This is a genomic window from Mycolicibacterium chlorophenolicum (assembly GCF_001044235.1).
Taxonomy (GTDB): domain Bacteria; phylum Actinomycetota; class Actinomycetes; order Mycobacteriales; family Mycobacteriaceae; genus Mycobacterium; species Mycobacterium chlorophenolicum.
The window spans coordinates 718833-739661 of the sequence record NZ_JYNL01000069.1; the positions used below are offsets into that span (position 1 = coordinate 718833).

Sequence of the window (20829 nt, forward strand, 5' to 3'; positions counted from 1 at the left end):
TCAGATCAGGATCGTGAGTGGGTTCTCGATTCGCCTCGTGAACGCCGACATCCACTGCGCCGCCACCGATCCGTCGATCACCCGGTGATCGGCCGAGAGGTTGACGGTCATGACCGAGCCGACCGTCAGCGCTCCGTCTTCGACGACAGGGCGTTGCGCGGCCGCGCCGACAGCGAGAATGCCGGAGTGGGGCGGGTTGAGGATCGCCGAAAAGCCGTCGACGCCGTACATTCCGAGGTTGGAGACCGAGAAGCTGCCGCCCTCGAGCTCCTGCTGCTTGAGCTTCCCGGCGCGAGCCCGCTCGGCGAGATCAGCGACCCGGGTGGCGATCCCCGACAGCGGCAAGTTGTCGACCCCGCGCAGCACCGGTGTCAGCAGGCCGCCCTCCACCGCAACAGCCACCGCGATGTCCACTCCCGAGAACTGCCGGATCGCGTCGCCGGTGAAGATGACATTGGCCTCGGGCACCTCCACCAGTGCGCCCGCCACGGCCTTGAGCACAAAATCGTTGACCGAGATCTTGTTGGTGCCCGCGGCGTTGACCGACCGGCGCAGATCCAAGAGTGCGTCGACACGACAGTCGGCGGTGACGTAGAAGTGCGGAACGGTGGTCTTGCTCTCGGTGAGCCGACGCGCAATCGCCCTGCGCATGCCGCTCAGCGGAACGTCGCGGTAGGGGGTACCCGGCTCAGCCGAAGTCCCCTGGGCGGGCGCCGACGTCGTCGGTGTCTCCTCCGGCGGCGTCGTCGCTAACCGATCCAGGTCTCGTCGCACGATCCGTCCTCCGGGACCCGTGCCGGCCACGGTCGTCAGATCGATACCTTTCTCGCCGGCCAGTTTCCGCACCAGCGGAGTGGCGAACAGCCTTCGCCCGTTGCCCGCGGGTGCGCCCTGGCGGTCGTCGTCCATCGTGGTGACCGTGCTCTGCGGTCGGTCGTCGGTGTCCTCCAACACCGGTGCCGCGGATTCCGGGTCGCGGGGTGCCGCCGCCGGTGCCGGCGCGGCGTCATCCGGCTCGTGCGCCTCCCCTGCCCGGGTCACCTTCGCGATAGGTTCGCCTACCGCTATCGGCACGCCGGGCTCGGCCAAGAGCTCGGCAACTGTCCCGTCCACCTCAGCGGAGTACTCGACAACCGCCTTCTCCGTTTCGATCTCGGCGATGGGGTCCCCGACGCTGATCTCCTGTCCGACGGCGACCAACCAGGTCTGGATGACGGCTTCACCAGTGTTGGCCAGCACCTCGGGCATCCTCACGACGGCCATCAGTGCACCTGCCCCATCCCGGCGCGAATCTTCTCCAGGCCGGTGACCACTTCCTCGGTGCGCGCAATGGCGGCTCGCTCCAGCACCCGCGAGATGCTGGGCGAGGCCTCCCCGCCGGAAACGCGTTCCACGGGTTGGTCCAGCCAGTCGAAGAGCCTGCGCTGGATCTCGTCGGCCAGCCATCCTCCATACGATGTTCCGCGTGCGCCCTGCTCGACGATCAGCACCGCGTTGGTCTTCTTGACGCTGGCCTCGATGGTGTCCCAATCGAGGGACGCGCGGTCCAGCCAGCGCAGGTCGATCAACTCGGCGTCGATTCCGGTCTGCTCGATGGCTTCGGCACAGTGGGCCACCATCGACAGATAGCTGATCACGGTCACCTCCGCACCGGTGCGACGGACGGCGGCACGGCCGGGAGGGATGATGTAGTCGAGATCCCCGTCCGGGACCTGATCGGCGGTGCTGTATAGGTCCACGTGCTCGATCACCAGTACCGGATCTTGCAGCGCCAGTGCGGCGTTCATCAGTCCGACGTAGTCGGCCGCCGTGGAGGGAGCCACGATGCGCCAGCCGGGGCTGGTCGCGAAGATCCCGGCAGGGTCCATCAGGTGCTGGGAACCGTAGCCGGAACCCATGGCGACCTTGGTGCGCAGCACGATCGGGACAGGGTTCTCACCGCCGAACATGTGGCGGGCCTTGCCGATCTGATTGAACACCTGGTCGGCAGCCACCCACATGAAGTCGGGATACATGAATTCCACGACGGGCCGGAACCGGCCGTCGAGCGCCAGCCCACCACCGAGACCGGTGAACGCGTTCTCACTGATCGGCGTCCCGACCACGCGGTCATCCCCGTACTTGGCCAATCCCTTGGTCGCACCGTTGGTTCCGCCACCCAGGCGATGCACGTCCTCACCGAAGATCACGATGCGCTCGTCGGCGGCCATCCGACGGTCCATCACCCCGGCCACCGCTTCGACGAATCTGGTCTTGCGCCAGGGACCCTCGTACGCGGTGGGTTCGAGTGCCGTCAGCGAATCCAATTCGGAGGCATCACCGCGGACCCCGACGTTGACGAAGCCGGGATCAGGCCACAGCTCCGGGCGAATGCGCCGCTTTCCCGCGGAGTCCGGATCCGGTTCCAGTAGTTCCGCCACCGCCGCCGCCATCGCTTCCTTGGACTGCCGGCGCAACTCGGCCACGCCCTCGTCATCGATGAGCTTGAGCTTCGTCATCTCTGCGGCGGTCCGGTCGAGTGGATCGCGGGCGCGCCACTGGGCTTCTTCGTTCTTGTCGCGGTATCCGAATGCGCTGCCGGGGTACGGCCCGTTCTGGTGGAAGAAGCGATAGACCTCGGCTTCGACCACCGCCGGCCCCTCGCCGGCGCGCATCCTGGCGGCAGCCTGCTCGGTGGCCAGGTGAACCGCCAGCGGATCCATCCCGTCGACCCGCCAGCCGGGGATGCCGAACCCTTGTCCTCGCACCGACAATCGTGGGTCGGCGGTGATCTCGTCGACTCGGGTGGACACCGCGTAGAGATTGTTCTCGATGAAGAAGCAGAACGGCAGTTTCCAGGCCGCCGCGAGGTTCATCGACTCCAGTACCGACCCGATCTGGCTGGAGCCGTCGCCGAAATAGCTGATGGTCACATCGTCTGTTCCACTGTGCTTCTGCGCCCACGCATTACCCGCGCCCATCGGCACGCCGCCGCCGACGATCGCGTTGGTGCCCAACGCTCCCGCCTCGAACCACTGCAGGTGCATCGAGCCGCCCCGGCCGCGGCAGAACCCCTGCGCCAACCCGAGAATTTCGGCGAGCGTGCGTTGCAGGACCCGTTGGATCTTCGGCGTGACAGGTGCGGCCGGGTCGATGATGCCACCGGCAACGTGGGTCAGCGCTTTGGCGAGGAATTGGTGGTGACCGCGGTGGGAACCGTTGACCGCATCGGAGGAGCGCAAGCCGACGATGGATCCAACCGCGCCGCCCTCCTGGCCGATGCTGGAGTGCGCGGGGCCGTGCACCAACCCTTCGCCGGCGAGTTCCAGGACCGTCTCCTCGAACGCGCGGATGAGGTGGAGTTCGGCCAGCATCGTTCCGAGCAGTGCCGGGTCAGCGGCTTTCCAGTCCTTGGCGGTGGTCCTCAGCTCGACCCACGGCGAGCCGGTCTCCAGGCGGCGTTCGGTTGGCATGTCCCTCATCTCCATCGACCTGGTTGCGGTGTGATGCAGGTCCCACCGTAACTCAATTGGATCCACTTTGGCCAGAAGTCTTCTCTCCAGACTGGGTAGAAGCTATTCTTCGGGGACTATTGGATCCACTTCAGGAAGGCGGGCAACGATGCCTCTGCCAGGAATGGTCGGCACCGACCACATCGGCTTCACGGTGCCCGACCTGGAGCGGGCCCATGAGTTCTTCGTGGGCATTCTCGGCTGCACGCACGTCTACACGCTCGGCCCGTTCGCGCATGACGACGACTGGATGAAGGACCATCTCAACGTCCATCCGCGCACGGTGATGCGCGAACTGCGGTTCTACCGCTGCGGCACCGGCGCCAACTTCGAGGTGTTCGAGTACGAGGCCGCCGACGGGCAGACGGGGCCACCGCGCAACAGCGATATCGGCGGGCATCACCTCGCGTTCTACGTGCACGACATCGATGCCGCGGTGCAGTATCTGCACGCCGAAGGGATCGAGGTACTCGGAGAACCGACCGCGAGCCGAAACGCCAGCGAGGGTCAGCGCTGGGTGTACTTTCTGAGCCCGTGGGGCATGCAATTCGAACTGGTCAGCTTCCCCGAGGGCAAGGCCTACGAGGCCGATGCCGAGGTGCTGCTGTGGAATCCGAATCATCCGGCGGACTGACATGAGCCAGCCCCAGGTGCGTGACGGCGTAACGGGTGCCCGTGTCGCCGACGAGTTGCGCACCGCGATCCTGCACGGTGTCCACCCGCCAGGCACCAGATTGCGACAGGAAGAACTGGCCAATCAGTACGGCGCCAGCCGCGTGCCTGTGCGAGAGGCGTTGCGGATCCTGGAATCCGAGGGGCTGGTCACGACGGTCGCCAACGCCGGTGCGTGGATCGCCAGGCTCAGCCTCGACGAATGCGTCGAGCTCTACCAGGTGCGCGAGCGCATCGAACCGCTGTTGCTGCGGTACAGCCTGCCCGCGCTCACCGAGGCGCAGATCGACCGGCTCGCCGAGCTCGCCGAGACGATGCATCAGACCCGCGCCGTGGAGCGCTTCCTCGAGCTGGACCGCGAATTCCACCTCGGCAGCTACGCCGGCGCCGACACGACATTCCTCGGCCCCACCGTGGAGCGGTTGTGGAACACCACGCAGCATTACCGCCGGGCCTTCACCCGGCTGCTCGACGACGAGAGCAACCGCATCGTGCACGACGAACATCACATGCTGGTCGCCGCGATCCGCGAGCGTGACTCCGACGAAGCCGAACGCGTCCTGCTGGGCCACATCCGCCGCACACGTCGTCAATTGGCGCGCCACCCCGAAGTTTTCGAGTAACCACCCGTACGAGCGAACAGGATCCCCCCATGGCGATCGAGACCGTCAACCCTGCGACCGGCGAAACCGTCGAGACGTTCGAACCGCACGACAGCGCCGAAGTGGAGCGCCGGATCGCGCAGGCGTTCGCGGCGGCCCAGACCCTGCGCGACACCAGCTATGCCCAACGCGCGCAGTGGATGCACGCCACCGCAGACATCCTCGAGGGCGATGTGGACCGCGCTGCCGCGATGATCACACTGGAGATGGGCAAACCGATAGCGCAGTCCCGCGCCGAGGTGCTCAAGTGCGCGAAGAACATCCGGTTCTACGCCGACAACGCCGAATCGTTCCTGGCGCCCGAGGAACTCGCCGACCCGACAGCGGTATCGGCGTCCGCCGCGGGCACGGTGTGGCAGCCACTCGGTGTGGTACTGGCCGTGATGCCGTGGAACTACCCGCTGTGGCAGGTGATCCGGTTCGCCGCACCGGCCCTGATGGCCGGCAACACCGGATTGCTCAAGCACGCGTCCAACGTGCCGCAGTCGGCGCTCTATCTCGACGAGCTGTTCGAGAAGGGGGGCTTCCCGGCCGGGTCGTTCCGCACGCTGCTGATCGGTTCGCGCGAGGTGGCCGCAGTCATCGAGGACAGCCGCGTCAAGGCCGTCACACTCACCGGCTCGGAACCCGCCGGCCGCTCTGTCGCGTCCACCGCCGGCCAGGAGATCAAGAAGGCCGTCCTCGAACTCGGCGGCTCCGATCCCTTCATCGTGATGCCGAGCGCGGATCTCGACGCGGCGTCATCGGTCGCCGTGAAGGCCCGCATCTCGAACAACGGCCAATCCTGCATCGCCGGCAAGCGATTCATCGTCCACGCCGATGTGTACGACGCCTTTGTCGATCTCTTCGTCGACAAGATGAAGGCCCTCACCGTCGGCGATCCGATGGACGAGGCCACCGACGTCGGACCCCTGGCCACCGAATCCGGTCGCGCCGATGTCGCCGAACTGGTCGAAGACGCGGTGGCCAAGGGCGCCCAGGTGCTGGCCGGCGGCTCCGCCCCGGACCGGCCGGGATGGTTCTACTCCCCGACCGTGCTGGCCGGCCTGACCGACGACATGCGGGTGGTGATGGAGGAGACCTTCGGTCCGGTGGCGTCGGTCTACAAGGTCGCCGATCGCGAGGAGGCGGTACGTGTCGCCAACCAGACGACGTTCGGGCTGAGCTCTGCGGTGTGGAGTGGTGATGAGAACGAACAGGATTGGTTCGTCGCCAACCTCGACGCGGGAGCGGTGTTCCTCAACGGCATGACGGTCTCCTACCCCGAACTGCCCTTCGGCGGGATCAAGGACTCCGGCTACGGACGGGAACTGGCCGCCGCGGGCATCCGCGAGTTCTGCAACCTGAAGACCGTCTGGAAGGCCTGACCGTGCCCCGAATCAGCTATGTCCGGCCGGAGGATGTCACCGAGCCTGACCTCGTCGCCATTCTCGAGCAGTCCCGCACCTTCGGCACTCCGCGACTGGAGAGCCAGGCCGTGCGCGCCCACGTGCCGGCCGTGCTCCGCACGTTCAGCGCCTCCTGGCAGCAGACCTTCCGGGAAGGCGTGCTGGACCATTCTGTGAAGGAACTGGCCCGGGTCTTCATCGCCAAGAGCCTGGACTGTGGCTACTGCGCGGGTCAGCGCTCCGACCTGGGCACCCAGGCAGGGCTGACCGAGAGGGAGTTCGACGAGGTGATCGAGTTCCGCGAGTCGACGGTTCTCGGCGATCGGGAGAAGGCGGCCCTGAAGTGGGCGGAGGCCATCGCGTGGGACCCGAACCTCGCCGACGACGCCGTGTGGGCGGAGTTGCATGCCCACTTCACCGAACCGGAACTGGTCGAACTGGGGTATTTCATCGCACTGACGATGGGGCAGCAGAAGTTCCTCAAGACATTGGACCTGCGCCACGGCGATCTGGGGACCGACAGCCTCGCCGGCCTGGCGCCGGACGTGGCGGGGCGGCTGCAGGGCTGAGAACAGCCCCGCAGCCCACTCAGTATTCGTTGGCGACGAACAGTTCCTGAGCCGGGAACTTGGTCAGGATCACCGGGCCGTCGTCGGTGACCACGACCTCCTCCTCGATCCGTGCCGCAGAGGTCCCGTCCGACGCCGGGCAGTAGGTCTCCATCGCGAAGACCATGCCGGCCTGCAATTCGATCGGGTTCTCCAGCGAGTTCAGCCGCGAGATGATCGGGCGTTCGTGCAGCCCGAGTCCGAGGCCGTGCGCGAATTGCAGCCCGAAAGCCGCCATCTCGTTCTCGAACCCGAAATCCTCCGCCCGGGGAAGTAACCGCGCGATCTGATCGGATCCCACGCCTGGGCGGATCGCCGCGATCGAGGTGTCCATCCATTCGCGGGCCTGTTTGTAGGCGTCACGTTGACTCTGTGTGGCGCTGCCCACCCCGAATGTCCGGTAGTAGCAGGTGCGATATCCGTTGTAGGAGTGGATGATGTCGAAGAACGCCTGATCACCCGGCCGGATGATGCGATCGGTGAAATTATGGGGGTGCGGGTTGCATCGCTCCCCCGAAATGGCGTTCACCGCCTCGACCTGATCCGACCCCATCTCGTAGAGCCGCTTGTTGGCCAGCGCGACGATCTCGTTCTCCCGCACCCCGGGCTTGAGCACGTCGACGATGTCCTGATACACCCCGTCCACCATCGCCGCCGCCTGATTGAGCAGCATGATCTCGTCGTTGGACTTGATCACCCGCGCATCGAGCATGCGCTGCTGGGCATCGACGACGGTCAGACCCTGGCGCTGCATCTCGAACAGGAACGGCGGCTCGACGATGTCCATCCCGACCGGGGCGTCGGCCACGCCGGCCTCGGCCAGGATGCCCTTGATCTCGGTCACCGCATCGCGCATCAGGCCCGCATCCGGGGCGACCGCGCCCCGGAAGCCCAGGAACCCTGCCCGCCAGTTCTCCTGCGGCAGCCACGGCGAGTACAACTTGTGGTGCCGCACCGCCGACCCGAAGTCCCACAGGATCGGTTCGGCGTCCCGAGTGAGCAGGCAGTACCGAATCATCTTGTCGCCCAGCGCCCCACCGATCCAGGTCTGGGTGGTGTAGCGAATGTTGTAGAAGTCGAACAGGAGGAAAGCGCCACACCCGCTGGCTTCCAGTGCCGCCTTGGCCCGCGCGATCCGGTAGTCCCGCAACCGCGCGAAGTCGACCCGTTCTTCGTAGTCCACCCCCATGTGGCCGGGTGCGCCCAGAGGACGCGCAGCGACGGGCGGGGCGACCAGCGCCGTCACGAGTGCACCGGCGTCAGGCCGTCGTCGACGCTGACGTTCTCCGGCTTCAGTTCGATGCCGGCCCCGCGGGCGACCTCGAGCAACAGCGTCGCGAAGTCCTCGTCGACGCCCACACCGGCCCCCGCCGCCTGCGCGACGATCTGCCGGGTGGCCGATGCGATCGGCATGGGCGACTTGAGTGCATACGCGGCTTCCAGCCCGAGGTCGAAGTCCTTCTGCAGCAACTCCATCGTGAACGTCGGGGAGAAATCGAGATTGACGAACGCCGGTGATTTGTATTGCGTGAACGTCGACCCCATCACCGAGTCGTTCAGGAAGGCCAGGAAGTCGGCGCGATTGACACCGCCCTTCTCCACCAGCACCGTGATCTCGGCGAGGCACTGGGTGACGACGCCGAGCATCAGGTTGTGGGCGATCTTGACCAGCCGTGCGACCTCACCCTCACCGACGTAGGTGACGCTGCGACCGAACACGTTGAGCACCGGCTCGATCGACTCGAACACCTCGCGCGGTCCGGACACCGCGACCGTGAGCTTCCCTGCCGCAATGACTTTCGGGTTACCGCTGACCGGGGTGGCCAGGAAGTCGCAGCCGCGGGAGTTGGCGGCCTCCCGGATCCTCGCACTGATGTCGGAGGACACGGTGGACGAGTCGGCGATGATGCGTGGCGACTGGGCGCCGGTGAGGAGCCCGCCGTCTCCGAGCATCACCTGTTCCAGGTCCTTCGAAGAGGACACCATCGCGAACACCAGGTCGCGGTCGGCGAGATCGACCGGCTGGGTGACAACCTTGGCGCCCTTCTCGGCCAATGCGGCGGCCTTCGACGCGGTGCGGTTGTACACGGTCACGTCGTAGCCGGCATCGAGCAGCCGGATGACGAGCTGGGCGCCCATCCGTCCCGCGCCGATCCAGCCGATCTTCAGGGTTGAGGCAGACATTGAGAGATTCCTTTTCTGTTCGGTCAGGCCGTGGGTTGGGGTGCCGGCGGATGGGAAGCGCTGGGCGCATGCACTGCACCACCGAAGTAGAGATCCGCGATCTCGGGATTGGACAGCACGGATTGGGCGGGACCTGTGAGCAGGACACGACCGCTCTCCATCACGATGCCGCTCGAGGCCATCCGAAGGCCGAACCTGACGTTCTGTTCGACCATCAGCACCGCTTTGCCGCTCGCGCGCATGATCGCGACCGCTTCGTCGATCACGGTGAGCGATTTGGGGTCCAGACCCAGCGACGGCTCGTCCAGCAGGACCAGCTTGGGGTCGAGCATCAGCGAGCGGGCGAACTCCACCATGCGTCGCTGGCCACCGGAGAGGTTGCCGCAACGCACTCCGGTTTTGTCGGCCACGAGCGGGAACATGCCCAGTACCTCGTCGTAGCGCTGCTTGACCAGCTGACGCTGCCTGCGGATGACATACGCCCCCATCAGGATGTTCTCTTTGACGGTCAACGTCGGGAACAGGCCGTTGCTCTGCGGCACCTGGGTGACACCGCAGCCGAGCACCTCGTCCGGGCTCAGGCCGGCAATGTTCCTGCCGTCGAGCATGATCCGGCCGGCACTCGGCTTGAGGATGCCACTGACCGCTCGCAGTACCGTGGACTTGCCTGCCCCGTTGGGGCCGACGATGCAGCCCAGTTCACCGGGACCGACCTCCAGGTCGACACCCTGCAGGACGTTTCCGCCGCCATATCCGGCGACCACCCCTTCGAGTCGGATCATGCCGGGTTCCTCTCTGCCACCGGGATGGTCGATCCCTTGGACGGCGCCTCGAGCAGGTAGTCGTCGCCCAGATAGGCGTCGAGCACCAACGGGTCCTTCTGGATCTGCTCAGGAGTGCCCTGCGCGATCACCGCCCCGCGCGCCAGAACGCGGATCGGGTCGCACAAGCCGACCACGAACGGCATGTTGTGCTCGACCAGGAGGAAGGTCTTGCCCTTGGAGTTGAGTTCGCGGATCAGGTCGCCCATCCGCTCGATCAGCGTCGGGTTGATCCCGCCCGCGGGTTCGTCCAGCAGGATCAGCTTCGGATCCAGCATGAGTACCTGGGCGAGTTCCACGAGCTTCTGTTGCCCGTAGGACAACGCGCCCGCCTTGGCGTCACGGTAGGCGGCCATGCCGACGAACTCCAGCAGCTCCTCGGCCCGGCTTGCTTCCGATCCGCTGACTGCTCCCAGACCGAGTTGGGGCACCGAGAAATCGCGCAGCGGTGCGACCACGTTCTCGAGCACGGTCATCTCCCGGAACAGACGGGTGATCTGGAAGGTCCGGCCCAGCCCCCGGTGAGCGCGCGACCAGGGCGACATCCGTTCGAGGTGTTCACCGCCGAGCAGGATCTCGCCCTTGTCCGGGGTCATGGTGCCCGAGATCAGGTTGAACACGGTCGTCTTGCCGGATCCGTTGGGCCCGATCAGCGCGGTGATCGATCCCTCGGGGACGGTGAACGTGCAGTCGTTGACGGCCTGGTTGCCTCCGAAGCTCTTGTGCAGACCACGGACCTCGAGCAGTGTTCTGCCGGTCGGCTGGGGCTTGCGGATCTCGGTGCGTACCAGCGGCCGATCCAGTGGATTGAGCCGCGCGCCGGAAAGCCCCACGGTGCCTCGGGTTCTGGCCTTTTCGATGAAAGCCGCCAGCGTCGGCAGGATGCCCTTGGGCAGCAGAATCACCAGCAACACCAGTAGCCCGCCGAACAGCACCAGGCGTGCGTTGCCGCCGCCGAAGGCCTGGTTGGCGTAGTTGTTGACGGGCTGAATGATGAACGCGCCCAACACCGGTCCCCACAGGGTGCCGCGGCCGCCCAGGATCACTGCGAGCACGATCAGCGCGCTGGTGATGATCGAGAACATGCCGATCGGGTCGACGAAGGACAGGTAGTACCCATACACCGAACCGGCCATGCCCACGAACAGCGCACTCAGGCCGAACGCCAGCAGCTTGTACACGGGCGCGTTGACGCCGATGGTGCCGGCCTTGCCCTCGTCTTCGCGGATCGCGATCAGTCCCATGCCGAACTTCGTGCGCCGGATCCACCACGTCAGCGACAGTGACAGCGCGAGCAGCGCGACGAGCGCGAGATGGAAAGGCCAATTCCCCCACGAGTCGGGCCAATCCGGCAGAGGCAGGGTCAGTCCGGCCGAGCCGTTGGTGACCGGCACCCATTCGATGGCCACGAACTGCACGAGGAACAGGAAGGCCACCGTGATGATGACGAAAGCGGGCCCGCGGGAACGGTAGGTCACCAAGCCGAGCAGCATCGCGACGACGGCGGCGATGACGCCGGCGATCGGCGCCCACAGTAGCGGCTCGATGTCGGGGAACCGGGTGGCCAGTACCGCTCCGACGTAGGCGCCGATGCCGATGAACGCGCCCTGGCTCAGTGACAGGTAGCCCGTGAAGCCGGTGATGATGTTCAGACCGCTGGCCCCGATGGCCAGCACCAGGGACATGATCACCATGTTCTGCGCGGACATGCTGGGAGAGAGCGGGAACAACAGGATCACGAGAGCCGCGACGGCGATCAGGCCGCGCGTGAACCACGTGTGCAGGGCGGGATCGAGAAGTCGAGATGTGCTCCCCGACTTAGTGGTAGCGGTGGTCATGCGACCGCGTCCTCTCTGAGGCGGGTACCGAGAATGCCCTGCGGGCGGGTGATGAGCACGACGATGATGACGAGGAACGGAACGGCGACCGGCCAGGACGCCCCGATGTAGGCCGTGGCCGCCATCTCGCCGACCCCGATCACCAGAGCGCCCAGGACCGCACCCGGCAGGCTGCCGAGGCCACCGAGCACGACGATCGCCAGCAGTCGCGCGATCCACTGGTAGTGCGTGCCCGGCAGGAAGGGATAGATCGTCGACAGCATCGCCCCGCCGGCACCCAGCGTGGCCACGCCGATGGCGAAGGTGAGCGCGGCGATGGTTGCGACGCTGACCCCCACCAGCAACGCGCCACTTTCGTTGGACGAGGCGGCACGGATGGCCCGTCCCGCCCAGGTGTGATTGAGCAGCAGGTAGAGCGCGCCCATCACCGCGACTGCGATCACCGCGGCGATCAGCATGGCCTGGGGTACGTAGATCGGCCCGAGAGCCAGTGACGCGTCGGTGTAGGACACCACCACGGTGGACGACGTGTTACCCCAGATGAATCCCATGATTCCCTCGAGCATCAGTGCGATGCCGAAGGTCGCCAGCACCGTCATGGTGACGTGCGCGCCGCGAACGTGCCGGATCACCAGCAGGTACACCAGCCAACCGAAGCCGAACATCACCGCCATGACGATCGGGATGGACAACAGCGGGTCCAGACCGAGTTGGTGCCACAGCGTGTAGGTCAGGAAGGCCGCCAGGACGGCGAAGGCGCCGTGAGCGAGGTTGATCACCCGCATGACCCCGAAGATCAGGGTCAGCCCGGAAGCCATCAGCGCGTACAGCGCCCCGACGAGCAGTCCGAGGATGAGCGTCTGGACGAGCGAGGTCATCAGATGGCCCCGCCGCGCCAGCGCATGATCTTGTCCGACGTCGCCACGTCGGCGGGAAGCACGATCTGGGACACTCCGGCCTGCCACTGACCGACCAGGAAGTCGCCCTTCGGACTGCCGTCGGAGTTCCAGCTCAAGGTGCCGAGCAGCGTGTCGACGCTGTTGTTGTGCAACCAGTCCGCCAGGGCGGACTGGTCGTCGATCGAGCCGACTCCGTTGACCGCCGCGGCCAGCACCTGGCCGGCGGCGAAGCCATCGGCCGCGTCCTCGGGCGGGCTCTGGCCGAACTTCTCCTGAAATCGTTTGACGAACTCGGCGTTCTGCTTGGTGTCCGACAGCGGGCTGTAGCTCGACGAGAAGAACACGCCCTCGGCGTTGTCCGGGCCTACCGCGTCGAGGTACTGCTGCCCGTAGGTGGGCGAGCTGCTCTGGTACAGGATCGCAGGCTGATAGTTGGCCCGGTTCATCGAGCGAATCATGTTGACGCCGTCTTCGAATTGCGCTCCCTGGACCACGATCTCGGCCCCCGCGTCCCGCATGGCATTGACCACCGAGTCGAAATTCTTGGTGGTGGCCGGGTACTGGTCCTTGTAGACCGTCCGGATGCCGGCGGCCGACAGGATCTTCTCCGCGCCCTCGACCACGGGGCCGGCGAACGGGTCATCCAGCGTGGGGTAGGCCGCGGTCTTGGGCCGCTGCTCAGGAGGAAGCTGGGCGATCCAGTTGGCGAACACCTTGGCCTGGTCGGTGGCCACCGCCTGCTGCGAGAAGAAGATGTAGGAGAAGCCGCGGTTGAACATGTCCGGAGACCCGCACGACGGGCAGACGAAGAGCATCTTGTTCTTCTCGGCGATGGCCGACGCCGGGATGTTCAGCAGCGACGACTGGCTACCCAGAACGAGATTCACCTTGTCCTGAGCAATCAGGTTGTTGTAATTGCTGACTGCCGTTTCCTGTTGGGTCGCGTCGTCTTTCACGACGATCTCGACCTTCTTCCCCAAGAGGCCGCCGGCCTCGTTGGTCATCTCGACCCATGTCTCGTAGCCGTGCTGGGTGTCGAGGCCGCCCTGGCTGAACTCGCCCGTCAGCGGGAGGGAAGCCCCGATCCGGATGGTGTCATCGTCCGAACCGCTGTCCGCGGAACAGCCGGCGACAGTCAGCGCGACCGCAGCCGCCGCCGCGACCGCGCGAAAAGCAGTGGTGATTCGCATGTCCAACCTCTCTGTCAGACCGATTGCCCCAAGCGGACCGCTGTGTTGCGTAGCTCATATGCAATCGATTGCAGTGAATCGTCACACAGACGACGAGGGGGTGTCAACACCTCTGGTTCGCAGAACCGTGCTGCTCCAAGGGTGATTTCGCGCGTCGATCCGAAGAGCTGTTCACGGGGTGTCGAAACGTCTATAGTCAGCCGCAATCGATTGCAGCTACCGTGCTCCACCGAATCCCGGAGTGTGCAGATGACCACCACCTACGCCCACGTCGACGATCCGGGTGCGCTGCCGCGCGCCCGATGGGGAGCGTTCATCGATGGCGAATTCGTCGCGGTCGGCGACGACGCGACGTTCGAGGTGATCGAGCCGTCGACGGGCAGGCCCCTGGCCAGCGTGGTGAGCGGCGATGCGGATCTGGTGGACCGGGCCGTCAGGTCCGCCCGCGCAGCACTGCCCGTCTGGCGGGCGCTGACGGGACGCCAACGGGGTAGCTATCTCCGCCAGGTGGCCGACCGCATCCGCGCTCACGCCGACGAACTGGCCGAACTGGTGTCCCGGGAGAACGGCAAACCCCGACGGGACGCGCTCGCCAACGATGTGAGCTTCAGCTCGAACTGTTTCGACTACTTCGCCGGTCTGGGCGACAGCCTCCCCGGAGAGATCATCGACCAGGGCCCGATCGAGACCCGGGTGGTCTACGAGCCTTACGGGGTCGTCGCAGCGATACTGCCGTTCAACTGGCCGCCCATCCACTTCGCCAAGAAGGGTGCCCCGGCGTTGATCACCGGCAACACCGTGGTGATCAAGCCCGGCGAGCAAGCACCCCTGACAGTGCTGCGTCTGGTCGAGATCGCCAACGAGGTCCTGCCGCCGGGGGTGCTCAACGCCGTTCCGGGCCTGGCCGCCGGCGCAGCTCTTGCCGGGCACCCTCTGGTCGAGCGAATCAGCTTCACCGGAGCGACGGCCACCGGCCGCCGCGTGCTGGAGACTGCGGCCCAGAACCTGACCTACGCCACCATGGAACTGGGCGGCAAGAACGCGCTGATCGTCTTTCCCGACGCGGATCTGGATGTGGCCGTTGAGGTCTCGATCGAGGGCATGTTCTACAACCAGGGCGAGGCGTGCACGTCGACCGCTCGCATCCTCGTCCACGACGACGTGTACGACGAGTTCCTCGAGCGATTCACCGCTGCCGCGACCGCTCTGGTGGTCGGCGACGGCCTCGATCCGCGCACCGACATCGGTCCCCTGGTGGACGCCGTGCAACGCGACCGTGTGTTGGCCTACCTGCGGACAGCACTCGAGGAGGGTGCCCGCCTGGTCGGACAGGGCGACGTGCCGACCGATCCACGCCTCGCCAACGGCTTTTGGGTACCGCCGACCGTGCTGGCCGATGTGACACCGGATTCCACGGTGGGCCAGGAAGAGATCTTCGGGCCCATCGCGCTGATCATGCGCTACTCGACCCTCGACGAGGCCGTCGACATCGCCAACGGGACCAGCTACGGGCTGACCGCCGCGATGATCACCCGCGACGAGGCAGCGGCCTGGCACACCGCCCAACGACTCGACGCAGGCATGATCTTCGTGAACAACTACATGCGGCGCTCGTTCCTCGGATCGCCGTTCGGCGGGATGAAGGGCAGCGGGTTCGGCCGCGAGAACGCCGCGGAGACCCTGCACGAGTTCGTGCGGTCCAAGGCGGTTCGATTCCGGTCGGGCCGCGGCGAGGTTCCGGTGTGGCCGCCGCGCACCTGATCCGCCACTGATGATCCTGATCATCGCCGCATTCGTCTCGATGATCGACCGCTCGGTGATGCCGCCACTGGTCCCCGTGATCGCCGAGGACCTGGGTGCCGCCGTCGATTCGGTCGGCCATTCCCTCACGGTGTATGCCGTCTCCTACGCCGCCTTCCAATTGTTCTGGGCCACTTTGGCCGCTCGCTACGGGCGGGTGCGGGTACTCGTCGCGTCGACCGCGCTGGGCGGCGTGGCCAACGTCGGCACCGCGCTGTCCTGTGACGCCCTGTCCTACGGCGTCACCCGCGCGATCGCGGGTGCGGCGTTCTCCGCCACCATCACGACCGTGCTGATCTACTACGGAGACACGTTGCCCATTCGCCGGCGGGCTGTGGCCACCGCCAACCTGGCTGCGGCGATCTCACTCGGCCTGGCGGCGGGCACCGTGGGCGCCGGCGCTATCGCCCAATGGTGGGGTTGGCGCGGGGTTTACGTCTGCGTCGCGGTGTTCTCGCTGGCGCTGACGGCAGGGTTGGTGCGCCTGGCGGAATCAGTCGGCGACGTCAGGGAACCACTGATTCCGTCCCTGCGCCGACTGGCAGCCAACCCCTGGGCGGTCGGCATCCTGGCGTTCACGCTCATCGAGGGCGCGCTGCTGATCGGGGTGTTCAACTATCTCGCCGTGGCCCTTCAGGTCAGCGGGGAAAGTGTGCTGACCGCCGGGCTGGCCACCGCCGCATTCGGCGCGTCCGTGGTGGTGGTCAGCCAATTGATGAAGCTGATTCTCGGGCGTTGGCCGGCCTGGGTGTTGATGCTGCAGGCGGGTGTCGCCATCGTCTGCGCCTACGCCGTTGTCGCCCTGGGTGTCTCGTCGGGCGCCGTGGTCACCGCGGCGATCCTGCTCGGACTGGCCTGGGCGATGGGACACACCACGATGCAGACGTGGATGACCGATGCGGCAGCGGACAGCAGGCCGATCGGCATGTCGTTCTTCTCGATCGCGCTGTTCACCGGCGCGTCCATCGGTGCGGCGTTCGGCAACGCCGCCGCCGGGGCTCAACACTTCGGGACGCTGTTCGGCATCACCACCGCGGTGGCGCTGATCTATGCGATCACCTCCACCATGGCACGCGCCAGATACGTTGTCCGCGAATAGGATTCGACGGTCTCAGCGCAGAGCGGCCGGCCGTACCAGGTCCTCCAGCCGATCGATCACTCCCTCGAGTTGCGGGGCGGGCAGATAGGTGCGGCGCAGCTGCACCAGTGTGCTCACGGCCGCCATTTCGACACTGCCGTCGTCGATCACTCCACGCGCCGGGTCGCGCAACACCGCCACGTGCTCCACGGCGTCCTTCGGCGACAGCCCGAGCAGCCGGGCCGCCGCCTCGGCGGCGTTCCCGTCACCGGCGCGGATCACTCGTGCGGTGTCGGCGAGTGCGGCGACGAAGCGATCCACCGCATCGGCGGCGGGTGCCTCCCGGATCCGGGCGACAACGGTGCCGAGATAGGGCCCCAGGCGGGTGACGTCGGCCAGCGGAAGACAACCTCGGGCCCGTGCCGTCAGCTCGTTGCCCGCGTTGAGCACCGTGACGTCGCAGCCACCCTCCGTGAGCGCCGCCGCACGCTTCGGCGTCGATCCGAGCGCGGTGACCCTGAGCTCCTCTCGGCGCAGTCCGAGTTCGTCGAGCAGGCCGTAAGCCACGAAGGCGAAACCCGAGTTGGGCACATCGACGCCCAGCACACCCCCGGCCAGCTCCCGAACGTCTGTGACACCCGGGCGCGCACACAGACACAGACCGAGCCCGCGGTCCACGCCCGCGACGATCTCGACATCGAGTAACTCTCCCAGGGGATTTCCCGGCAGAAATCGGTAGGCGAGCGCGTTGTCGGGGCTGGTGAACACCGCGTCGTAGGCACCGGACCGCAGCGACTCGAACTGCGCCGGCGAGGACGGCACCGGCGTTTCGTGCACCGTCAGGCCGGCGTCGGCGAGGCGTCCGGTGGAACGCGCGACGTCCAGCAACACCGACGGGCTGAAGACTCCGATCCTCAGATGGTCCACGCGGCTGCCCGATCAGCTCCGCGCCGGTCCAGTGGAACCGCGCACCACGAGCGACACCGGCAGCGTCAGCGTGGCTGCGTCCTGTTCTCCCGCCTCGATGCCGCGCAGCAGCAGCCGCGCCGCCTCGGCGCCGATCTCACGCAACGGCATGTGCACCGTTGTCAACGGAGGCCAGAAGTCTTCGGCGAACGGCATGTCGTTGAACCCCACCACCGACATCTCCTCCGGGCACCGCAGCCCCTCGGCGCGCAACCGGCGGATCAGCCCCAGTGCCACCAGGTCGTTGCCCGCGACCAGAGCGGTCGGAATCGGCCCTGCCTTCTTCAGAAGCTGGTCAGCGACATCGAAACCCGCCTCGATCGTCAGCGCCGCGGCATAGACGGTGTCGTGGCGGACACCGGCCTTCGTCGCGGCCACCTCGAAGGCTTCTGCCCGTGAGCGGGTGGTGGAGAAATTCGGCGGACCCGCGGCGTGCACGATGTGCCGGTGCCCGAGCTCGACGAGATGCGCCACGGCCAGCGCGATTCCCCCCGCGTTGTCGCCGGAGACCAACGGGTAGCCGCCGATTCCGGAACCGCGGTTGACCAGAACCACCGGCACGTCAGCGGCCGCCGCCTCCTCGACCACCGGTTGGTCGTCGAGGCGTCCGGTCGCCAGGATGAATCCGTCGACCCGGCGCTGCAGGAGAGACTCGAACACCGAGATCTCCACGTCGTCGTGAGAGTCGGTGTTGGCGATGAGCACCGTGTAACCCTGTGCCTGGAGAACGCGTTCGATACCGCGGATCATCGGCGGGAAGATCGGGTTCATCAGGTCGGGGATGATCACCCCGATGGTCATCGACCGGCTGGTGCGTAGCCCGCGGGCCATCGCGTTGGGCACGTAGCCGAGCTGGCGGGCAGCCTTTTTCACCCGCTTCAGTGTTTCGGCGTTGACCTGGCCTCTGGTTTGGGCGTTGAGCGCACGAGACACCGTCGCCTTGTGCACCTCTGCAAGGCGGGCGACATCGTCGATGGTCACGCGTCGTGGCATGCTCGGCGCCTCCCACCCTTCCCCGGGCCCGGTCGCGGGCTGTGTGAATCAGGCTACCGCCCATGGCTGCAATCGTTCGCAGGGATGGCCTCACAGGCAGCCCGCGTCGCGGCAACTAGCCTCGAGCCATGACGGTCCAGCGCCTGCAGCCCTACGCGGTGACGATCTTCGCGGAGATGTCCGCCCGCGCGGCGCGGCTCGGCGCGGTCAACCTCGGTCAGGGCTTCCCCGACGAAGACGGGCCGCCCGCGATGCTCAAGACCGCCGAGAACGCCATCGCCGAGGGCGTGAACCAGTACCCGCCCGGCCTGGGCACCGAGCCCCTGCGGCAGGCGATCGCCGCTCAGCGCCGACGCCGCTACGGCACCAGCTACGACCCCGACACGGAGGTGCTGGTGACGGTCGGCGCAACTGAGGCGATCGCGGCATCGGTGCTCGGCCTCGTCGAACCGGGCTCGGAGGTACTGCTGATCGAGCCGTTCTACGACTCGTACTCCCCTGTCATCGCCATGGCCGGCTGCCACCGCCGCGCCGTGCCGATGCGCCGGGACGGCCGGCGGTTCGCCATCGACGTCGAGGCGCTCAGGGCCGCTGTGACACCGAAAACCAAAGCGCTGATCGTCAATTCGCCGCACAACCCGACAGGCACGGTCGCCACCGACGCCGAGTTGCGCGGGCTGGCCGAGCTCGCCGTCGCGGCCAACCTGCTCGTGATCACCGACGAGGTCTACGAGCACCTCACCTTCGACGGCCATCGCCACATGCCGCTGGCGAACTATCCCGGCATGGCCGAGCGCACCATCACGATCTCGAGCGCGGGCAAGATGTTCAACGTCACCGGCTGGAAGATCGGGTGGGCCTGCGGCCCAAGCGATCTCATCGCCGGGGTCCGCGCCGCCAAACAGTATCTGAGCTACGTCGGCGGCGCGCCCTTCCAGCCCGCGGTGGCTCAGGCGCTGGACAGCGAGGACGAATGGGTGGACGCGCTGTGCGCGTCGTTCCAGACCCGACGGGACCGTCTCGGTGCCGCGCTGACCGACATCGGCTTCGACGTGTACGACAGCGTCGGCACCTACTTCCTGTGCGCCGATCCCCGCCCCCTGGGCTACGACGACAGTCGGACGTTCTGTTCGGAGTTGATCGAACAGGTCGGGGTGGCCGCCATCCCGATGTCGGCGTTCTGCGATCCCGGCGCATCGCACGCCGGTGACTGGAATCATCTGGTGCGCTTCGCTTTCTGCAAGCGTGAGCAGACGCTCGACGAAGCGATCCGGAGACTGCGGGCGCTACAGCGACGCGGTTAGCTCCCACAGCTTCTCGTCGGGCCGGTCCCGATCGAGCGGGCTGAGCACCACGTCGGTGGCACCCGCGTCCAGGTAGCGCCGCAGCGAGCGCAGCACCGTCTCCTCGTCGCCGATCGCGGCGAGCTCGGCCAGAGTGACGACGCCTTCTCGGGCGATCACCTTCTGATACGACGGGATGGTCGCGTAGAAGCCGAGCTGCTCGTTGGCCGCGGCCCGGGCGGCGTCGACATCCGACGTCACCTGCGCCGGCACGAAGGCGATGATCCGCGGTCGCCCACGCCCGGCATCGGCGGCGGCCCGCGCGATCGTCGGCTCGATGAACTCCGCGATGGTCCGGGGACCGGCCAGATACGGCAGGGTGCCGTCGGCGAGTTCGCCGGTGGCCGCCAGCGCCTTCGGGCCCATCGCCGCCACGTAGACAGGCACCGGGGTACCGCCCGCCAGCGTCGTGGGCCACGCCGGCGCGGCCGTGAACTCCTCGCCGTGGAAGTCGACGCCGCCGGTGTGGAAGATCGAGCACAGGATCGTGAGGTATTCCCGCAGCCGCGCAATGGTGTTCGGCCACGCCGTGCCGAACGCGATCCGCTCGGGTTCGTGCGCGCCGAGGCCGAGGCCGAGGCTGAAGTTGCCGTGCGCGGCGGCCTGGGCGGTCTGCGCCTGCGAGGCCAGGGTCAGCGGGTGCCGTGGATTGAACGGCACCACCGAGGTGCCCACCCCGAGCCCGGGCACCGCTGCGCCGATCAGGCCGGACAGCGAGATGGCGTCGTGGTCGAACTGCTGGGCGACCCAGACGTGGCGCGTGCCGAGCTGATGGGCGCGGCGTGCCTGGTCGACGATGTCGTCCACTGCGTTGCCCGCCTCGGGGCTCGCGAACAGCACTATTCCGGTGGTCATACGGCGAGCAACCACCGTGCGGGCGCGAGGATTCCGCTCCC

At 66.9% G+C, this 20829-nt stretch carries 18 protein-coding genes; 7 read left to right on the plus strand and 11 right to left on the minus strand.

The window, feature by feature from the left end:
• A complete protein-coding gene (locus MCHLDSM_RS33265; RefSeq protein ID WP_053083154.1) occupies positions 1–1263 on the minus strand; it encodes a dihydrolipoamide acetyltransferase family protein in 1263 nt (420 codons plus the stop codon).
• Positions 1263–3452, minus strand: a complete 2190-nt coding sequence (locus MCHLDSM_RS33270) for an alpha-ketoacid dehydrogenase subunit alpha/beta (RefSeq protein ID WP_048473931.1) — start codon at positions 3450–3452, stop codon at positions 1263–1265. The genes MCHLDSM_RS33265 and MCHLDSM_RS33270 overlap by 1 nt, the downstream gene beginning before the upstream one ends.
• Positions 3453–3600: 148 nt before the next feature.
• Between MCHLDSM_RS33270 and MCHLDSM_RS33275 the strand changes: the two genes are divergently transcribed.
• From MCHLDSM_RS33275 to MCHLDSM_RS33290, 4 genes are read left to right on the plus strand one after another with little or no spacing between them, the layout of a single operon-like run.
• Positions 3601–4125, plus strand: a complete 525-nt coding sequence (locus MCHLDSM_RS33275) for a VOC family protein (protein ID WP_048473932.1) — start codon at positions 3601–3603, stop codon at positions 4123–4125.
• 1 nt (position 4126) lies between these two features.
• Complete coding sequence (locus MCHLDSM_RS33280) at positions 4127–4786, plus strand: GntR family transcriptional regulator (protein ID WP_048473933.1); 660 nt, start codon at positions 4127–4129, stop codon at positions 4784–4786.
• A 29-nt stretch (positions 4787–4815) separates the two neighbouring features.
• Positions 4816–6192: an NADP-dependent succinic semialdehyde dehydrogenase gene (locus MCHLDSM_RS33285; RefSeq protein WP_048473934.1), complete on the plus strand. Its 1377-nt coding sequence runs from the start codon at positions 4816–4818 to the stop codon at positions 6190–6192.
• 2 nt (positions 6193–6194) lie between these two features.
• Complete coding sequence (locus MCHLDSM_RS33290; protein WP_053083155.1) at positions 6195–6782, plus strand: carboxymuconolactone decarboxylase family protein; 588 nt, start codon at positions 6195–6197, stop codon at positions 6780–6782.
• Positions 6783–6801: 19 nt separating this feature from the next.
• On the opposite strand, the gene MCHLDSM_RS33295 is transcribed toward MCHLDSM_RS33290, so the two are convergent.
• Genes MCHLDSM_RS33295 through MCHLDSM_RS33320 form a run of 6 tightly spaced genes read right to left on the minus strand, consistent with a single transcriptional unit; the run spans position 6802 to position 13753 of the window.
• Positions 6802–8067 (minus strand): M24 family metallopeptidase, encoded by a 1266-nt coding sequence (locus MCHLDSM_RS33295; RefSeq protein WP_048473935.1) that lies wholly within the window; start codon positions 8065–8067, stop codon positions 6802–6804.
• A complete protein-coding gene (locus MCHLDSM_RS33300; RefSeq protein ID WP_048473936.1) occupies positions 8064–9005 on the minus strand; it encodes an NAD(P)-dependent oxidoreductase in 942 nt (313 codons plus the stop codon). The genes MCHLDSM_RS33295 and MCHLDSM_RS33300 overlap by 4 nt, the downstream gene beginning before the upstream one ends.
• Before the next feature lie 23 nt (positions 9006–9028).
• Positions 9029–9787, minus strand: a complete 759-nt coding sequence (locus MCHLDSM_RS33305) for an ABC transporter ATP-binding protein (RefSeq protein ID WP_048473937.1) — start codon at positions 9785–9787, stop codon at positions 9029–9031.
• Positions 9784–11664 (minus strand): branched-chain amino acid ABC transporter ATP-binding protein/permease, encoded by a 1881-nt coding sequence (locus MCHLDSM_RS33310; RefSeq protein ID WP_082169174.1) that lies wholly within the window; start codon positions 11662–11664, stop codon positions 9784–9786. The genes MCHLDSM_RS33305 and MCHLDSM_RS33310 overlap by 4 nt, the downstream gene beginning before the upstream one ends.
• Positions 11661–12542 (minus strand): branched-chain amino acid ABC transporter permease, encoded by an 882-nt coding sequence (locus tag MCHLDSM_RS33315; RefSeq protein WP_048420883.1) that lies wholly within the window; start codon positions 12540–12542, stop codon positions 11661–11663. Before MCHLDSM_RS33315 ends, MCHLDSM_RS33310 begins: the two co-directional genes overlap by 4 nt.
• The gene (locus MCHLDSM_RS33320; protein ID WP_048473938.1) at positions 12542–13753 is read right to left on the minus strand and encodes an amino acid ABC transporter substrate-binding protein; all 1212 of its coding nucleotides are present in this window, start codon (positions 13751–13753) and stop codon (positions 12542–12544) included. The genes MCHLDSM_RS33315 and MCHLDSM_RS33320 overlap by 1 nt, the downstream gene beginning before the upstream one ends.
• 249 nt (positions 13754–14002) lie before the next feature.
• On the opposite strand from MCHLDSM_RS33320, the gene MCHLDSM_RS33325 reads away from it, so the two are divergent.
• Together MCHLDSM_RS33325 and MCHLDSM_RS33330 are read left to right on the plus strand one after the other, a co-directional pair.
• On the plus strand, positions 14003–15514 hold the full coding sequence (locus MCHLDSM_RS33325) for an aldehyde dehydrogenase family protein (RefSeq protein ID WP_082169203.1): 1512 nt from the start codon (positions 14003–14005) through the stop codon (positions 15512–15514).
• Between the two features lie 10 nt (positions 15515–15524).
• Positions 15525–16652 (plus strand): MFS transporter, encoded by a 1128-nt coding sequence (locus MCHLDSM_RS33330; protein WP_048473939.1) that lies wholly within the window; start codon positions 15525–15527, stop codon positions 16650–16652.
• A 12-nt stretch (positions 16653–16664) separates the two neighbouring features.
• Here the strand turns inward: MCHLDSM_RS33330 and MCHLDSM_RS33335 are convergent, their stop codons facing one another.
• On the minus strand, positions 16665–17558 hold the full coding sequence (locus tag MCHLDSM_RS33335) for an ABC transporter substrate-binding protein (protein ID WP_048473940.1): 894 nt from the start codon (positions 17556–17558) through the stop codon (positions 16665–16667).
• Positions 17559–17570: 12 nt separating this feature from the next.
• Positions 17571–18578 (minus strand): LacI family DNA-binding transcriptional regulator, encoded by a 1008-nt coding sequence (locus MCHLDSM_RS33340; RefSeq protein ID WP_053083156.1) that lies wholly within the window; start codon positions 18576–18578, stop codon positions 17571–17573.
• A gap of 140 nt (positions 18579–18718) precedes the next feature.
• Between MCHLDSM_RS33340 and MCHLDSM_RS33345 the strand changes: the two genes are divergently transcribed.
• Positions 18719–19894, plus strand: a complete 1176-nt coding sequence (locus MCHLDSM_RS33345; RefSeq protein WP_048473942.1) for a pyridoxal phosphate-dependent aminotransferase — start codon at positions 18719–18721, stop codon at positions 19892–19894.
• Here MCHLDSM_RS33345 and MCHLDSM_RS33350 read toward each other — a convergent pair.
• Complete coding sequence (locus MCHLDSM_RS33350) at positions 19877–20788, minus strand: TIGR03564 family F420-dependent LLM class oxidoreductase (protein ID WP_048473943.1); 912 nt, start codon at positions 20786–20788, stop codon at positions 19877–19879. The genes MCHLDSM_RS33345 and MCHLDSM_RS33350 overlap by 18 nt on opposite strands.
• Between the last annotated feature and the right edge of the window lie 41 nt (positions 20789–20829).

Excerpts from the sequence above, each read along its gene's own strand:
- MCHLDSM_RS33265 (WP_053083154.1), bottom strand. The coding sequence starts at position 1,263 with ATGGCCGTCGTGAGGATGCCCGAGGTGCTGGCCAACACTGGTGAAGCC.
- MCHLDSM_RS33270 (WP_048473931.1), bottom strand. The coding sequence starts at position 3,452 with ATGCCAACCGAACGCCGCCTGGAGACCGGCTCGCCGTGGGTCGAGCTG.
- MCHLDSM_RS33275 (WP_048473932.1), top strand. The coding sequence starts at position 3,601 with ATGCCTCTGCCAGGAATGGTCGGCACCGACCACATCGGCTTCACGGTG.
- MCHLDSM_RS33280 (WP_048473933.1), top strand. The coding sequence starts at position 4,127 with ATGAGCCAGCCCCAGGTGCGTGACGGCGTAACGGGTGCCCGTGTCGCC.
- MCHLDSM_RS33285 (WP_048473934.1), top strand. The coding sequence starts at position 4,816 with ATGGCGATCGAGACCGTCAACCCTGCGACCGGCGAAACCGTCGAGACG.
- MCHLDSM_RS33300 (WP_048473936.1), bottom strand. The coding sequence starts at position 9,005 with ATGTCTGCCTCAACCCTGAAGATCGGCTGGATCGGCGCGGGACGGATG.
- MCHLDSM_RS33305 (WP_048473937.1), bottom strand. The coding sequence starts at position 9,787 with ATGATCCGACTCGAAGGGGTGGTCGCCGGATATGGCGGCGGAAACGTC.
- MCHLDSM_RS33310 (WP_082169174.1), bottom strand. The coding sequence starts at position 11,664 with ATGACCACCGCTACCACTAAGTCGGGGAGCACATCTCGACTTCTCGAT.
- MCHLDSM_RS33315 (WP_048420883.1), bottom strand. The coding sequence starts at position 12,542 with ATGACCTCGCTCGTCCAGACGCTCATCCTCGGACTGCTCGTCGGGGCG.
- MCHLDSM_RS33320 (WP_048473938.1), bottom strand. The coding sequence starts at position 13,753 with ATGCGAATCACCACTGCTTTTCGCGCGGTCGCGGCGGCGGCTGCGGTC.
- MCHLDSM_RS33325 (WP_082169203.1), top strand. The coding sequence starts at position 14,003 with ATGACCACCACCTACGCCCACGTCGACGATCCGGGTGCGCTGCCGCGC.
- MCHLDSM_RS33330 (WP_048473939.1), top strand. The coding sequence starts at position 15,525 with ATGATCCTGATCATCGCCGCATTCGTCTCGATGATCGACCGCTCGGTG.
- MCHLDSM_RS33345 (WP_048473942.1), top strand. The coding sequence starts at position 18,719 with ATGACGGTCCAGCGCCTGCAGCCCTACGCGGTGACGATCTTCGCGGAG.
- MCHLDSM_RS33350 (WP_048473943.1), bottom strand. The coding sequence starts at position 20,788 with ATGACCACCGGAATAGTGCTGTTCGCGAGCCCCGAGGCGGGCAACGCA.